Source organism: Paraburkholderia sp. GAS82, from assembly GCF_050436285.1.
Taxonomy (GTDB): Bacteria; Pseudomonadota; Gammaproteobacteria; order Burkholderiales; family Burkholderiaceae; genus Paraburkholderia; species Paraburkholderia phenazinium_B.
Genome location: NZ_JBNDLX010000004.1, coordinates 129,869 through 143,007, shown reverse-complemented (window position 1 = coordinate 143,007; position 13,139 = coordinate 129,869). Strand labels below are relative to the sequence as shown.

The 13,139-nt window shown below is 62.6% G+C and carries 17 protein-coding genes and 1 tRNA gene; 10 read left to right on the top strand and 8 right to left on the bottom strand.

Annotation, left to right across the window (positions count from 1 at the left end; genetic code table 11):
• Nucleotides 1-4: 4 nt before the first annotated feature.
• Complete coding sequence (locus tag P3T17_RS14180) at nucleotides 5-343, top strand: DMT family transporter (protein ID WP_074264896.1); 339 nt, start codon at nucleotides 5-7, stop codon at nucleotides 341-343.
• Nucleotides 344-354: 11 nt separating this feature from the next.
• Here the strand turns inward: P3T17_RS14180 and P3T17_RS14175 are convergent, their stop codons facing one another.
• Entirely contained in the window at nucleotides 355-741 is a 387-nt protein-coding gene (locus P3T17_RS14175) for a hypothetical protein (RefSeq protein ID WP_429407358.1), read from the bottom strand.
• A gap of 291 nt (nucleotides 742-1,032) precedes the next feature.
• Here P3T17_RS14175 and P3T17_RS14170 point away from each other — a divergent pair, with 291 nt between their 5' ends.
• Complete coding sequence (locus P3T17_RS14170) at nucleotides 1,033-1,305, top strand: hypothetical protein (RefSeq protein WP_429407356.1); 273 nt, start codon at nucleotides 1,033-1,035, stop codon at nucleotides 1,303-1,305.
• A gap of 137 nt (nucleotides 1,306-1,442) precedes the next feature.
• Nucleotides 1,443-1,730: a DUF1488 domain-containing protein gene (locus P3T17_RS14165; protein WP_074264893.1), complete on the top strand. Its 288-nt coding sequence runs from the start codon at nucleotides 1,443-1,445 to the stop codon at nucleotides 1,728-1,730.
• 31 nt (nucleotides 1,731-1,761) lie between these two features.
• On the opposite strand, the gene P3T17_RS14160 is transcribed toward P3T17_RS14165, so the two are convergent.
• A complete protein-coding gene (locus tag P3T17_RS14160; protein ID WP_429407354.1) occupies nucleotides 1,762-2,733 on the bottom strand; it encodes an NAD-dependent epimerase/dehydratase family protein in 972 nt (323 codons plus the stop codon).
• A gap of 130 nt (nucleotides 2,734-2,863) precedes the next feature.
• On the opposite strand from P3T17_RS14160, the gene P3T17_RS14155 reads away from it, so the two are divergent.
• Both P3T17_RS14155 and P3T17_RS14150 read left to right on the top strand, forming a co-directional pair.
• Complete coding sequence (locus P3T17_RS14155) at nucleotides 2,864-3,742, top strand: TetR/AcrR family transcriptional regulator (RefSeq protein WP_429407352.1); 879 nt, start codon at nucleotides 2,864-2,866, stop codon at nucleotides 3,740-3,742.
• A gap of 45 nt (nucleotides 3,743-3,787) precedes the next feature.
• Entirely contained in the window at nucleotides 3,788-4,921 is a 1,134-nt protein-coding gene (locus P3T17_RS14150; protein WP_074264890.1) for an enoyl-CoA hydratase/isomerase family protein, read from the top strand.
• A gap of 63 nt (nucleotides 4,922-4,984) precedes the next feature.
• Here the strand turns inward: P3T17_RS14150 and P3T17_RS14145 are convergent, their stop codons facing one another.
• Nucleotides 4,985-5,410: a hypothetical protein gene (locus P3T17_RS14145; RefSeq protein WP_074264889.1), complete on the bottom strand. Its 426-nt coding sequence runs from the start codon at nucleotides 5,408-5,410 to the stop codon at nucleotides 4,985-4,987.
• A 357-nt stretch (nucleotides 5,411-5,767) separates the two neighbouring features.
• Complete coding sequence (locus P3T17_RS14140; RefSeq protein ID WP_429407350.1) at nucleotides 5,768-5,959, bottom strand: hypothetical protein; 192 nt, start codon at nucleotides 5,957-5,959, stop codon at nucleotides 5,768-5,770.
• A 31-nt stretch (nucleotides 5,960-5,990) separates the two neighbouring features.
• Between P3T17_RS14140 and ssuD the strand changes: the two genes are divergently transcribed.
• Genes ssuD through P3T17_RS14120 form a run of 4 tightly spaced genes read left to right on the top strand, consistent with a single transcriptional unit; the run spans nucleotide 5,991 to nucleotide 9,164 of the window.
• On the top strand, nucleotides 5,991-7,148 hold the full coding sequence (ssuD, locus tag P3T17_RS14135; RefSeq protein WP_074264888.1) for an FMNH2-dependent alkanesulfonate monooxygenase: 1,158 nt from the start codon (nucleotides 5,991-5,993) through the stop codon (nucleotides 7,146-7,148).
• Between the two features lie 49 nt (nucleotides 7,149-7,197).
• Nucleotides 7,198-8,004, top strand: coding sequence for an aliphatic sulfonate ABC transporter permease SsuC (gene ssuC / locus P3T17_RS14130; RefSeq protein ID WP_074264887.1), 807 nt, complete (start codon nucleotides 7,198-7,200; stop codon nucleotides 8,002-8,004).
• Complete coding sequence (locus P3T17_RS14125) at nucleotides 8,001-8,894, top strand: ATP-binding cassette domain-containing protein (RefSeq protein ID WP_429407348.1); 894 nt, start codon at nucleotides 8,001-8,003, stop codon at nucleotides 8,892-8,894. Before ssuC ends, P3T17_RS14125 begins: the two co-directional genes overlap by 4 nt.
• 54 nt (nucleotides 8,895-8,948) lie before the next feature.
• Nucleotides 8,949-9,164, top strand: coding sequence for a TOBE domain-containing protein (locus P3T17_RS14120; RefSeq protein WP_074264885.1), 216 nt, complete (start codon nucleotides 8,949-8,951; stop codon nucleotides 9,162-9,164).
• Between the two features lie 77 nt (nucleotides 9,165-9,241).
• Here the strand turns inward: P3T17_RS14120 and P3T17_RS14115 are convergent, their stop codons facing one another.
• Both P3T17_RS14115 and P3T17_RS14110 read right to left on the bottom strand, forming a co-directional pair.
• On the bottom strand, nucleotides 9,242-9,487 hold the full coding sequence (locus tag P3T17_RS14115; RefSeq protein WP_429407346.1) for a hypothetical protein: 246 nt from the start codon (nucleotides 9,485-9,487) through the stop codon (nucleotides 9,242-9,244).
• Nucleotides 9,488-9,739: 252 nt separating this feature from the next.
• Nucleotides 9,740-10,111 (bottom strand): hypothetical protein, encoded by a 372-nt coding sequence (locus P3T17_RS14110; protein WP_429407344.1) that lies wholly within the window; start codon nucleotides 10,109-10,111, stop codon nucleotides 9,740-9,742.
• Nucleotides 10,112-10,693: 582 nt separating this feature from the next.
• Here P3T17_RS14110 and P3T17_RS14105 point away from each other — a divergent pair.
• Nucleotides 10,694-11,479: an SH3 domain-containing protein gene (locus P3T17_RS14105; protein ID WP_429407342.1), complete on the top strand. Its 786-nt coding sequence runs from the start codon at nucleotides 10,694-10,696 to the stop codon at nucleotides 11,477-11,479.
• Between the two features lie 337 nt (nucleotides 11,480-11,816).
• Here the strand turns inward: P3T17_RS14105 and P3T17_RS14100 are convergent.
• A tRNA-His gene (locus P3T17_RS14100) sits at nucleotides 11,817-11,892 on the bottom strand.
• Between the two features lie 88 nt (nucleotides 11,893-11,980).
• Nucleotides 11,981-12,982, bottom strand: a complete 1,002-nt coding sequence (gene dusA, locus P3T17_RS14095; RefSeq protein WP_429407341.1) for a tRNA dihydrouridine(20/20a) synthase DusA — start codon at nucleotides 12,980-12,982, stop codon at nucleotides 11,981-11,983.
• Between the last annotated feature and the right edge of the window lie 157 nt (nucleotides 12,983-13,139).

Here is a 13,139-nt window from a genome sequence, read left to right as displayed (position 1 = left end):
ACCGATGCGCTTGCCACCGTATGTGCTGCTCGCCATTGCCATCGTCGCGGAAGTGATTGCCACTTCCGCACTACGCGCCTCGGAGGGCTTCTCGCGTCTTTTACCCGCAGTCGTCGTGGTGCTGGGTTACGGCGTGGCGTTCTACTGTCTTTCGTTGACGCTCAGAAGCATTCCCGTCGGCATCGTTTATGCGATCTGGTCGGGCGTCGGCATTGTTCTGATTACGCTGGTTGCCGTGGTGCTCTACGGTCAGGTGCCCGACTGGCCCGCCATTTTCGGACTTGGGCTCATCATCTGCGGCGTCGTCGTGCTCAACCTGTTCTCGAAGATGCAGGCGCACTGACGCCTCGCGTTTTATTTGCAGCGGACGATCATCGAACGGTTTTTCACATTCGCCGTAACGACGTTGGTGACGCCGCCGCCTGTCGGGCCGCCCTGGTCGTTGTCTTTGGAGATGATGTCGTAGCCGGTGGCGCCGCAAGCCTGGCCCGCTTGCACGTAGCACGATGCCCAGCTCGAGTCGGCGTCCGCGCCGCTGCAGTTAACCGCGAAGCCGGTTTCTCCGTTTGGCAGATTGATCAGCGAGGTTGTATTCGACGACGCACATGCGCTGAGACCGACAGTGGCCAGCACGGCGAGGGGCAGCGCAGCGTGGCGCGCAAACCCGCGGCGGGTGCCGCATGCGGCGATGGCGGCCAGGCGTCGGCTAAACGGGAGACAGCCCCGCGTAAGTGGCTTCATGGTGTTTCCTTTTTAGACGGATGACGACGGAAGTCTAAAAACATTCTCCCATATCGCCGATTCGAGGTTCGTGTGGGCCGACGCACAGATCGTACCCGACCCCAGGATGCGTCTGCGCTGCGCTTGGGGATCGTGCGTTGTCCGTAAGGCAACAGCATGTTCTCGCGCGCAGAACTTATTGGGCTCAAAAGCGACTTATACCTTAGAGGAACACCTCGGCGCGCAACGATGCGCGCCCGCCGGTCTGCGCCGAACGTGGTGGACCCGCGAAAATTAACGAGGAGAACGCATATGGCAGAACGTGTGAGCGGTCCGTACCGCGGTTACTTCATCAGTGCCGCTGCGCGCCTCGTGGCCACATATGAGGCGGCGGAGGCGAACGCGCCCGACGCGATTTACGTGGGCTCGGTGAGCCTGTCGCAGCGTGGCCCGGATGATTCGCATCGTATCGAGACGTTGCTTGACCTTGGCGGCGAACATCGCTTCGCTACGGAAGCAGAGGCGCTCGAACATGTCGAGCAGTCTGCGAGAGCTTACATCGACCGGTTGATCGAGCATGATTGAAGCAAGTGCTCCCGGTGTCGGCTTTAGGGAGTGGACCACGGTCCGTTCGGGCGAGTACCATAAGCGCGACACCCGAACGCGCGGGACTGCGTGTTCCGATGCCTGCTTTTCCGACGGATTCTTCTGATGAGGCAACCATGGAAATTCGGTTTCCCGCGGACGCGCCCGCTTACCGCGATTCCAATCTGACTGTCGTATTCCGCGCGCTGGTTGACGGCGAGACCGTGCCGTGCGCGATCTCGGTCGAAGCGCTCGAGGACCATTTCGGCGCGCGCTCTGAAGATCTCGAAGGCTGGATGCGCGCATTCGATGCCGGGCGCGGCCGTATTGAAGAAGTGGCGCGCGAGCATTTGCAGATCAGCAACGGCACCCCGGTGTTGCTGAAGAGCGGTCACTTTCCGCCAGGCAACGTCGCCGGACTGTGAGGCTGCCGGCCAAGCGTCAAACCGCGCGTCTTTAGTGCCTGTTCGGTTGTGGCTGCGAACTGGCCCCTGCCAACGCGATGCGGATCCCATCGTCATAGGAGGTCTTGCGGATCGGACCGATCAACGCTTGCAGCGCGCTGTCGTCGAGCACGAGCGGCTCGCTCATCAGGTAGTTCATCTCCACCAGTTCGCGCATGATCGGATTGAAGAGGCCGAGCACGCGCAGCATCGGCTTGCCGGCCACCATCATCTTGAGCTTATGTCCGGCTAGTGCGTACGCTTTCTCGGCAACCTCACGCTGCGTAATCGTGCCGGGGCCGGCGAGGTGCAGCCAGCGCCCGTAGGCCTCAGGGGTGCGCGTGAGCGTCTCGACTACCGGGCCGACATCCGGCACGAACACGAATTCGTGCCGCACATCGATGGGGCCGACCATCTGCGCGCGCGTGCCATGCGCCGCGCCTTCGAAGACGCCATTCAGAACGCTGCGTTCGATGCCCGGGCCGTAGAAGTCCGGCAGGCGCAAGACGAGCGTCGACAGTCCCTTGCGACCGTGCGCCTCGAGCACCAGATTTTCCTGGGCGAGCCGCATCTTTCCTTTGAACGTGTGCGGCTCACGGGGATGGTTCTCCGTCACGAATTCGCTGCGTGCGCGACCATAGGGATAGACCGTGCCGATCAGGATCAGGCGCTCGACGCCCGCTGCGTTCAAGCCGGCCAAAGTTTTTTCCATCAACGGCGGATGCTTCTCGAACTGGTTATAGGGCACCCCGACCAGATACACCGCGGTCTGCAGACCTTGGGCCGCGGCCGTAACCGACGCCGGATCTTCCGGGTTCCAGGTGACGATTTCCGCATACGGATCGTGGCCGAAGGCCGCTTCGAGCGCACTGCGCGAGCGTCCGATGACCCGATAGTGACGACCGGCCGCGGCGAGCGCGACAGCAATGCTTTGCCCGATAGCGCCCGCGGCGCCGAACAGCCCGACTTTCCCTGCGTTTTCCATGACGACTCCTTGAACAGGTGGCTGCCGGACACTACCCTTGAGTGGCCGGTCAAAATTTTATGAACGATGTTCAGTAAACGGTGTTCAGTTTAATTTGACTTTTCAGTTTGTCAACCGGAAAATGCATGCCATGGGAATCACAGAAAGAAAGACTCGCCAGAAGCAGGCGCTGCGCGAACGCATCCTCGATGCGGCGCGGCGCATCGTGGTGCGCGAAGGCTTCGCTGCGCTGTCGATGCGCAAGATTGCCGACGCCATCGAATATTCACCAGCCACGCTGTACCTGTACTTCGCAAGCCGCGACGAGATTGCGCGCGCGTTGTGCACCGAAGGGTATGCGCAGCTTCTTGCCACGTTCGAGCCGCTCGCGCAGATTGCCGATCCGGCAGAGCGCCTGAAGGCGATGGCGCGCGCCTATGTGGGGTTCGGCGTCGCGCATCCGCAGACATACCGGCTGATCTTCATGGAAGATCCAACGTATATGGGTGCCGCGCTCGGGGCGGCGTCCGAAGCGGAACAGTGCGCCGGCAGCGAGCCTGATAAACGGGCGGATAAAGGGGCGGATAAAGGGGCTGACAAGCACCCCGAAAGTCATACTCAGGCCGTGGCCCCCTTGATCAACCCGGCGGCGTCCGACGACTCGAGCGACGCAGCGATGCGTCTCATGGTCAGCGCGCTCGACGAATTGAAAGCGGCAGGGCGCCTGCGCACGTCGGCGGAAGGTGCGGTATTTTCCCAGGTGTTGTGGGCCACGCTGCACGGTATCGTCGCGCTCAATCTCACGTGCCCGGTGTTTCCGACTGCACCGCTCGGAACCATCATCGACGCCGCGCTGGACGCCTGGTTCGGCGAGCGGGAGCCGCCGGCGGCGTCCCGGGATGCACCAGTGGTTGTCGCGACCGCGGCCAACGACATCCCGGCCGCTGGCCCGGCCGCACCAGCCACCCCGTCTGCAACGGCACCGCGCGCACGGCGCCCCGCCGCAAAGCGTAAAGCGGCGGGTGCGTGATAACGTTCAGCCTTCCCATCCACCGGTCTTTTCACCTGTCACGTCATGTCAATTTCTGAAGCCGCCGCCGTCAGCGAAGAAGTCACCACCTACATTGCCAACCGGATCGGTTTTATCGAGCTCGAACGCCCGAAAGCGTTGAATGCACTGTCGACCGGCATGATTCGCGCGATCCAGGCCGCTCTCGATGCGTGGCGCGAGGAACCCGGTGTGCTCGCCGTCGTGGTGCGCAGCCAGCACCCGCGCGCGTTCTGCGCGGGCGGCGATATCCGCTTCCTGTACGAGTCCGTTCAGCGCGGGGATGGGGCGGCGCGCGATACGTTCTTCATCGAGGAATACCGTCTCAATCACAGCATCTTTACCTATCCGAAGCCTTACATTGCGCTGATGAACGGCGTGGTGATGGGCGGTGGGATGGGCATTTCGCAAGGGGCGCATCGTACGGGCGGCCTGCGCGTGGTGACCCAGTCGACCCGTATGGCGATGCCGGAAACGCGCATCGGGCTCTTTCCCGATGTCGGCGCGGGCTGGTTCCTGGCCCGCACGCCGGGCGCGCTCGGCCGCTATCTGGCCGTGACCGGTGAGACGATCGGGGCGGCCGATGCCCTGTACGCAGGTCTCGCCGATACCTACATCGACGATGAAGCCTTGCCCGCGCTCGTCGAAACGTTGCGTACCGAGGTGTTCGAGCATGGCGCGGATGTGGTGGCGTGCGTCGAGCGCGAAACCTCGGCCCACAAGGTCGTTCCAACGCCCGATACTTCGCCGCTGGCCAGTGCCCGCGCCTTGATCGACGGGCATTTTGCGCTGCCGGACATGAAGCAGATTCTGGCTTCGCTCGAAGCGGAACAAACCGGCTGCGAGGCCGCCGACTGGGCCGAGCAGACCATCGGCGTGCTGCGTGAACGCTCGCCGCTGTCGATGGCCGTTTCGCTGGAAGTGGTGACACGCGCGGAGGGGGCGATGGCCGATTGTCTGCGTCGCGACCTGGATCTGACCCGTACGAGCTTTGAACACGGCGACGTGGTCGAAGGCATTCGGGCCCGCATCATCGACAAGGACAACGCGCCGCACTGGCGTTTCACCCGTATTGAAGACGTCGGCGCCGACGACGTTGCGCGGATGTTCGACAGTCCGTGGCCGGCCGCCGAGCATCCGTTGGCCGATCTGCAGGGCTAAACCCCCGAATCGCCGGGGTACCGGCGCCGCATCAGCGAAATCGCAGCCGCGCCGGTGTCAGCGTCATTCCTCGTCTTCGAACGCCATAAAGGCACGCATGAACACGAGCGCGCCCCATCCCCACATGGCGTTTGCCGCGAATCCCATGGCGAGGCGCGGCAGCATGTTGCCGCTCGGCCAGATGCCCCGCAGCGGATCCACCACGAAAACGCTCGCCGCCGTCAGCACGATGCCGCCGAACACGAAGGCCTGAATCCACGGCGCACGCCGCTCGGGCGCCACGCGCAGCAGCCACGCCATCAGCACGGCCCAAACGGCACTCCAGACGGCGTTGGCGATGAACTCCGGCAACCCCAGCGGCTGAAACGGCGCGGTCGAGAAACCTGCCGGATCGATCAGCCCGGCTGCATGCAGCAGTCCGAGGGTGGACTCATGAAAAAACAGCGAAGCCAGAAAGCCGGAGACGAACGGCAGGATGATTTTTTGCATGCAATGCAGCGCCAAGGACCCGGGCGCAACTGACGCGGCCCGCGCCGGATTATCGAAAGACGCGTCATTATATAGACGCTCCGGCAGGTTTCAGCCAAGCCGCTTGTATGCTTTAGCGTCAGGCTAATCACGAAAGTGGAAAACCTAAGCTAAAAAAAATCGTTCAAAAGCCTGGGGCCGATCCATAGACTGTTTCTCCATGTAGACGGCATGACTGCCGTCGTCCACTTTTCGTGCCCCGCCGAGGTGCACGTTTCGTCAAGGGAAGCTGTCGCGATGTCCTCTCTGAAGCCGATCTCCGCCATCCTCGCTGCGGCGCCTGGGCGCGCCGAGCCTTGCTGTCTGGTCTGCCGTTAGTCACGCATCGGGGCCTAATGCCGGCTCTGCCGCTAGTCCGCATCGCACGACGCTCGCGATCTTCGCGGTCCTGTAGACACGCTTTTCCGGTTTATCGCTCGACGCGTGCTCCGGCAACCGCCCGGGCCAGCGTCGCAGGTCCGGTCCGCCGCGCTCCGGTAGCGCGTGGCCGCCGGCCCTTTCGTCCTTCATCAATCCAGTCTCGAACAAGCAGGAGCAGCAAATGAATGTGTTCTGGTTCATCCCGACTCACGGCGACAGCCGATATCTCGGTACGTCCCAAGGCGCACGCGCAGCCGATTACGACTACTTCCAGCAGATCGCCGTCGCCGCCGATACGCTCGGCTACGAGGGCGTGCTGCTGCCGACCGGCCGTTCATGCGAAGACGCGTGGGTGGTGGCCTCGAGCCTGATCGCCGCGACGCGGCGTCTGAAGTTCCTCGTCGCGATCCGTCCGGGCATCACGTCGCCGGGGCTGGCGGCGCGCATGGCGTCGACGTTCGACCGTCTGTCGGGCGGCCGCCTGCTGATCAACGTGGTGACCGGCGGCGATGCAGCGGAGCTGGAAGGCGACGGCGTGTTCGTCAGTCACGACACGCGCTATGAGATCACCGACGAGTTCCTGCACATCTGGCGCAAGATGCTGGCCGCCGCGCATACCAACGACACGATCGACTTCGAAGGCAAGCATCTGCAGTCGAAGGGCGGCAAGCTGCTCTATCCGCCGGTGCAGAACCCGCATCCGCCGCTGTGGTTCGGCGGCTCGTCGCCGGCTGCCCATGAGATGGCCGGCGAGCACATCGATACGTACCTGACCTGGGGCGAGCCGCCGGAAGCGGTCGCGAAGAAGATCGCCGACATTCGTGCGCGCGCCGAAGCGCATGGCCGCAAGATCAAGTTCGGGATTCGCTTTCACGTCATCGTGCGTGAGACGGAAGAGGAAGCGTGGGCCGCCGCCGACAAGCTGATTAGCAAGCTGGACGACGAAACCATCGCGCGTGCGCAGGCGTCGTTTGCCAAGATGGATTCGGAAGGACAGCGCCGCATGGCTGCGTTGCATGGCGGCAAGCGCGGCGGTCGCGCAGATCTCGAGGTCTATCCGAACGTATGGGCAGGCGTGGGGCTCGTGCGCGGTGGGGCAGGTACGGCGCTGGTCGGTAGTCCTGAGCAGGTTGCCGCACGCATGAAAGAGTATGCGGATCTCGGCATCGACACGTTCATTCTGTCCGGTTACCCGCACCTGGAAGAGTCGTACCGCTTCGCCGAACTGGTGTTCCCGCTGTTGCCGAACCGCAAGCGCACCAGCGCGAGCGGGCCGCTTTCCGGGCCGTTTGGTGAAATCGTCGGCAATATCCATTTGCCCAAGGTCAGCGCCAGCTAATTGCGTCCCGGCGTGGCCCCTGCATCAAGAAGGAGTGGAGTAAGCAATCATGGCTCGATCCAGTGGAACCGAAAATGTTTGGCGGCGTATCGGCGGGCATGCTGTGCCGTGGATTGCCCCGCTTGTGATCCTGCTCGCGTGGGAAGTCGCTGCGCGCAGCGGTCTGCTCTCGACGCGCGTATTGCCCGAGCCGCTCGCTGTGGTGAAGGCGGCGTGGTCGCTGATCCAGTCCGGCGAAATGTGGGCCGATGTGAAGGTCAGCACGTGGCGCGCGGTGTCGGGTTTCGCGGTCGGCGGTGGCATCGGCCTCGCGCTCGGGCTGGCGACAGGATTGTTCAGGCCGGTCGAAGTCGTGCTCGACTCGACCGTGCAGATGGTCCGCAATATTCCCGCGCTGGCGATGATCCCGCTCGTCATCCTGTGGTTCGGGATCGAGGAAGAGGCGAAGGTGTTTCTCGTCGCGCTCGGGGTGTTTTTCCCGGTCTATGTGAATACGTTCCACGGCATACGCTCGGTCGATGCCAACCTGATCGAAATGGCGCGCAGTTATGGCGTGAAGGGCTTCCGGCTGTATTGGGATGTGATCCTGCCGGGCGCGCTGCCGTCGATTCTCGTTGGCGTGCGGTTTGCGTTCGGCTTGATGTGGGTCACGCTGATCGTCGCTGAAACGATCTCTGCGCAATCGGGCATCGGCTACATGACGATGAATGCGCGCGAATTCCTGCAGACCGATGTCGTGGTGGTCGGCATTCTGCTGTACGCGGGGCTTGGGAAGCTCGCCGACCTGCTGGCGAAGACGCTCGAACGCGTCACGTTGCGCTGGCATCCGGCCTATCAACGAGGAGCGAAAGCATGAGCAGCCCGACCTTTTCGACGACGAGCTTTGGCGGTATCGCAGGTGTGGTGGACGCCGCTGCCGCCGCACCGCTTGCGCGCCAGGCACAGCGCGGCACCGACCATGCGGTCGAATTGCGCGGCGTCGGCAAGCAGTACGGCGAACGCGCCGTACTGACGGACTTCGATCTGTCGATCGAGCGTAGCAGCTTCGTCGCGATTGTCGGTCGCAGCGGCTGCGGTAAATCCACCTTGCTGCGCCTCGTTGCCGAACTCGAGAAGCCTACTGCCGGTGTGTTGGAAAAGCGCGCCGAGGATGGTCAGCCTCTCGATACCCGCATCATGTTTCAGGACGCGCGTCTGTTGCCGTGGAAGAGTGTTTTGAACAACGTGATGCTGGGGCTAGGACGCGGCGCGCGCGAGGATGCGCGAGCGGTCCTCAATGAAGTCGGTCTGCTCGAACGCGCCAACGACTGGCCGGCGCAGTTGTCCGGCGGTCAGCGTCAACGGGTGGCGCTCGCGCGTGCGCTGGTGCACCGTCCGCAACTGCTGCTGCTCGATGAGCCGCTCGGCGCGCTCGACGCACTGACGCGGATCGAAATGCATGCGCTAATCGAACGCCTGTGGCTCGAGCATCGCTTTACTGCGCTGCTTGTCACACACGATGTGCATGAAGCGGTTGCGCTGGGCGACCGGATCCTGTTGATCGAAGACGGCCGTATTGCGCTTGATCAGCCCGTGCCGCTCGAGCGGCCGCGTGCACGTGCGTCGGCGGGATTCGCCGCGCTTGAGGATCACGTGCTGCAGCGCGTGCTGAAGACTACGTCGAACGACGATGCACTTCCTTATCGTCCCGATCCGCATCACGACGACCGCCTCGTGCGGCCTAGCGAAGTCCGTTGGGCTGTCTGACAGTCCTTGCCTGAGCTTTTTTCTCGATTTATCGATCTACTGGAGTCACTCGAAATGAGCATTTCCGCAATCAACGTACGTAATCAGTTCAAGGGCAAGGTCAAGGAAATCATCCGCGGATCGGTGGTGTCCGAAGTCGACGTGGAGACGCCGTTTGGTATCGTCACCTCGGTGATTACGACGCGTTCGGTCGACGAGCTCGACCTTCAGGTCGGCTCCGAAGTGGTGGCGCTGGTGAAGTCGACCGAGGTGTCGATCGCGCGGCTTTGAGGCCACGCGGTTTTACATTCGCGCGGCAGGGGTAGTCGTGCGGCAGGGATATGCCGCATCGCTACCTCTGCCGCGTTTTATTTGGCGACGGCCGCGCTGGTAGGCGGCTCATGCGTCATCTTGTCGTGCGTAGGGGCGGGAGAACGTTTGACCGGCATGTTGTCGGGATTCGCCGGATTGGTCGTGCCGGCCGCGTCAGGCGGTTTTACCATCGAAGCGCCGCTATCCTTCGGCGGCGTTTGCGCGAGCACCCCGTGGGGTGCGACGGTCAATACAGCGAGCGCGCAAGCCGCTGCGAGCAATGCAGATTTGCCTGGTTTCATCCGATCCTCCTTGGCGGTGCCTCGCGGTGCCCGATCAGCGGCCGCGCCCGGCCCTGTCAAGAGATCCGCTGTCCGTCTTGGGTAGACCGCGGCCTGACAGGAAAATTCGCTTCCCTTTCAGATTCCTCGCGGCGGGATTTTCCGCGGATGCCGTTTTTATAGGCTGAGGTCGGCTTAGGTCGATCCAGCCCGTCCTATGCCGCCTTCGGCGGTGCCCGCAAAACAGGGGCGCGCCCACAAGTCACGTTGGGCTTACTTGGTCGGGCACGGAAACGCTGCCTGCAGCGAGCGCAGGATCGCAAGGCCGACCGGGAAGTCGTCGGAGAGGCCCGGGTGGTTGGTGAAAAACTCATCCAGCAGCGGGTACACGGTCTGCGCGCCGATAGGCAGCTGTTCGGGCGGACAGAAGAGCGGAGGGCGCTTTTTCGCTATCAGGTCGCCGTTTGCCCAGCCCAGTTCATTGATCGCGCCGGTGATGTAAGCGGCGTAGATCGAGCTGTTGTCCGCGTGCGCCCACTTCTTGTATTGGTCCGCCGTCATTTCGGCTTTCGCGTTGAGCGTGAAGCACGCCGTGAGCAACGTCAGCGCGAGCGTCCGGGCGTGTGTTCTGATTCTTGACTGCATGTGCTACATCCTCATACCAGATCGATTAGCCGGCTATTGTAGGGCAGGCGCCCGTATGCCTGCAGGTTTTGGCAAGGGCAAAAAAAGGCCCACCAGGGGAAGTGGGCCGCAAGAGTGTGAGAGACAAACCCTCTCAGGGAAGAGGAGCACCTAGTGTAGAGCCGGTGGCGATGCCGCAGGTTTCACCGCAGCTTAACGCGCCTTACGGCACCTGACGCCGCGCGATTCTGCAGCGAGCTTTTGTTTACCGTGCCGTCCCGGCGTGACATTGCGAGGCGGTGAAGGACTGGAACGGATGCCGGGTTGACGAGGCGGGACGTAGTCGCATCACTTGTATGGATATACAAAGGAATCCTGATTGAGTGGAGCGGGCGGGCGCCGCGAGCAATTGATTGAAGGTTAGTTGTCGATCGACGGTTTATCTCAGGAAAGCCTCCTCATACGAACGACGCATGGACCATGCGCCCAACCCCGCGTCCCGCGTGCCGGGAACGCTTATTGCTGCCCGGCACATAGGGCATTACCAAGGGAGCGTTCGCATCATGCAGGACGTGAAGATAAATGAATCACAGGGGAAGGGCGATGCGAAAACGAGTCATTAGCGGATTGCTGGCCGGCGCTGCCGGCCTGTTGACCTTACCAGGCGTGGCGTTCGCACAGTCGCAGGCTTACACCAATAGTCCGGTGAATCTCTATGCGGGACCGGCGGATGATTACCCCGCAGTGTCGCAATTGCCTCCCGGCGCGCCGGTCACGGTGATGGGTTGCGTCAGCGGGTATAGCTGGTGCGACGTGGCGGCGCCGGATGTGCGTGGCTGGGTCTACGCAGGCAGTCTCAGTTATCCGTATCAGGGGAACAACGTGCCGATCCTCACTTATGGAACGGCGATTGGCCTGCCTATCGTGACGTTTTCGATCGGCTCATATTGGGGCAGTCATTACCGCGGACGGCCCTGGTATAACGACCAGCAGCGTTGGGCGCATCACCCACCGCCGCCGCCCGGACGCGGTGGGCCTCCGCCGGGCCATGGCGGCCCGCCCCCTGGGCATGAAGGACCGCCGCCTGGGCATGGTGGTCCGCCGCCGGGACATGAAGGGCCGCCGCCTGGGCATGGTGAGCCACAGCCGGGACATGAAGGGCCGCCGCCTGGCCATGGTGGTCCTCCTCCGGGAGCCGGCGCGCCGCCGGCGCATGTCGCGCAGCCGCCGGTCCACGCGGGCCCACCGCCGGAACACGGTGGGGCGCCCGGAGGGCCGCCCGCGCAGCACGCTGCCCCGCCGCCGCAACACGCGGGTCCGCCGCCGGCCCACGGTCCTGCTCCACAGGAGCATGGAGGCGGTCATGAGGGACATGAGCAGCACAACTAGGATGGTTGGCTAAACGAGGAAGACGGTAGAAATGCGGTCTTCTTCGCGGTGGCCGACTTACATGCGCCGCGTTGGTAGACGATGCCATCGCGGCGTATTTCGTTTGGCAGATGAGTTTTATCGCAGACGCGATGGAGTGCGAAATGAATGCAGAGGGATAAAGCGGAAGGTGTGCGTGCGCGAGTTTTATCGCAGGGACAAAAGCGGCAACTGGGTTCTGGTAACAGGCGCGAATGATGAGCTTCGCCGGAGGGCAAAAAGCCATAACGAAGTTGCAAGCCGAAAAAGCTCAAATGTCCCTAACGGAGGAACTAGCGCGGAACAGCTTTGGGGAAAGTGGGGTGGCTGATGGGACTCGAACCCACGACGACAGGAATCACAATCCTGGACTCTACCAACTGAGCTACAGCCACCACTGGAACATCTGCTTGGCTCACCAAGAACTGGCTTGCCGATCAAGAAGCGAGATTATACAAACATGATCTGTATTTGCCTAGCCCTTTATTCAAAGATTTCGGCGGGCTCGCGCAGATGCTGTCTTGCTTCGTCGAAAATCGCGAGATCGCGCGCGGCCAGTTTTTTGCTGTCCGAAAGCACGCGACGCCAGCCGCGTGCGCCGGCCACACCGCGGTACAGCCCAAGCGCATGACGCGTGATCGCACCAAGGAACGTGCCGCGCGCGAGTTCAGCCGCGCAATATTCGATCAGTTTCGCTTCGGCCTCTTCGCGTGTCACCGGGACAGCAGTCGAGCCATAAAAGCGCGCGTCGACATCGGCCAGCACATACGGGTTGTGATAAGCCTCGCGGCCCAGCATTACACCGTCGACGTGCTGCAAATGCAGTTCGACTTCGTCGAGCGTCTTGATACCACCGTTGATGATGATCTCGAGCTGCGGAAAATCACGCTTTAACTGATACGCGTAGTCGTATTTGAGCGGCGGAATCTCGCGATTCTCTTTGGGGCTGAGGCCTTTCAGAATCGCATTGCGCGCATGCACGATGAACACTTCGCAGCCGGCCTCGGCAATCGTGCCGACAAAATCGCGCACGAAGCCATATTCCTCCACCGCGTCGACACCGATCCGATGTTTGACCGTCACCGGCACCGAAACAGCGTCGCGCATCGCCTTGACGCAGTCGGCCACCAGTTGCGGTTCGTTCATCAGGCATGCGCCGAATGCGCCGCGCTGCACACGCTCCGACGGACAGCCGCAATTCAGGTTGATTTCGTCGTAGCCCCACTGTTCGCCGAGTTTCGCCGAGCGGGCGAGGTCGTCGGGTTCGCTGCCGCCCAGTTGCAGCGCAACCGGGGCTTCGTGAGGCGTGAATGCCAGATGGCGGGGGACGTCGCCATGCAGCAGCGCGCCGGTCGTCACCATCTCCGTGTAAAGCCACGTATGGCGCGACAGCACGCGATGCAGCGAACGGCAGTGGCGATCAGTCCAGTCCATCATCGGCGCAACACTGACGCGACGTGGATTGGCGGGTAGGGCGAGAGACATGGGAAGCAGCCGGCGGCGGAAATCAAACCGCAATTTTACCGCAAGCCGGCAAGAGTCCGAGCGGCACGCCGTCGGTGTTGCGGAGCCGGCTTGTCGGGGGCGTGACAGATAAAAGAAGGGCCAGAAGAAAATTGACCCTGACATCTTTTTGGGTAGT

Excerpts from the sequence above, each read along its gene's own strand:
- P3T17_RS14170 (WP_429407356.1), top strand. The coding sequence starts at position 1,033 with ATGGCAGAACGTGTGAGCGGTCCGTACCGCGGTTACTTCATCAGTGCC.
- P3T17_RS14160 (WP_429407354.1), bottom strand. The coding sequence starts at position 2,733 with ATGGAAAACGCAGGGAAAGTCGGGCTGTTCGGCGCCGCGGGCGCTATC.
- P3T17_RS14105 (WP_429407342.1), top strand. The coding sequence starts at position 10,694 with ATGCGAAAACGAGTCATTAGCGGATTGCTGGCCGGCGCTGCCGGCCTG.
- P3T17_RS14165 (WP_074264893.1), top strand. The coding sequence starts at position 1,443 with ATGGAAATTCGGTTTCCCGCGGACGCGCCCGCTTACCGCGATTCCAAT.
- P3T17_RS14125 (WP_429407348.1), top strand. The coding sequence starts at position 8,001 with ATGAGCAGCCCGACCTTTTCGACGACGAGCTTTGGCGGTATCGCAGGT.
- P3T17_RS14155 (WP_429407352.1), top strand. The coding sequence starts at position 2,864 with ATGGGAATCACAGAAAGAAAGACTCGCCAGAAGCAGGCGCTGCGCGAA.
- P3T17_RS14175 (WP_429407358.1), bottom strand. The coding sequence starts at position 741 with ATGAAGCCACTTACGCGGGGCTGTCTCCCGTTTAGCCGACGCCTGGCC.
- dusA (WP_429407341.1), bottom strand. The coding sequence starts at position 12,982 with ATGTCTCTCGCCCTACCCGCCAATCCACGTCGCGTCAGTGTTGCGCCG.
- P3T17_RS14150 (WP_074264890.1), top strand. The coding sequence starts at position 3,788 with ATGTCAATTTCTGAAGCCGCCGCCGTCAGCGAAGAAGTCACCACCTAC.
- P3T17_RS14145 (WP_074264889.1), bottom strand. The coding sequence starts at position 5,410 with ATGCAAAAAATCATCCTGCCGTTCGTCTCCGGCTTTCTGGCTTCGCTG.
- P3T17_RS14115 (WP_429407346.1), bottom strand. The coding sequence starts at position 9,487 with ATGAAACCAGGCAAATCTGCATTGCTCGCAGCGGCTTGCGCGCTCGCT.
- P3T17_RS14120 (WP_074264885.1), top strand. The coding sequence starts at position 8,949 with ATGAGCATTTCCGCAATCAACGTACGTAATCAGTTCAAGGGCAAGGTC.
- ssuD (WP_074264888.1), top strand. The coding sequence starts at position 5,991 with ATGAATGTGTTCTGGTTCATCCCGACTCACGGCGACAGCCGATATCTC.
- P3T17_RS14110 (WP_429407344.1), bottom strand. The coding sequence starts at position 10,111 with ATGCAGTCAAGAATCAGAACACACGCCCGGACGCTCGCGCTGACGTTG.
- ssuC (WP_074264887.1), top strand. The coding sequence starts at position 7,198 with ATGGCTCGATCCAGTGGAACCGAAAATGTTTGGCGGCGTATCGGCGGG.
- P3T17_RS14180 (WP_074264896.1), top strand. The coding sequence starts at position 5 with ATGCGCTTGCCACCGTATGTGCTGCTCGCCATTGCCATCGTCGCGGAA.
- P3T17_RS14140 (WP_429407350.1), bottom strand. The coding sequence starts at position 5,959 with ATGAAGGACGAAAGGGCCGGCGGCCACGCGCTACCGGAGCGCGGCGGA.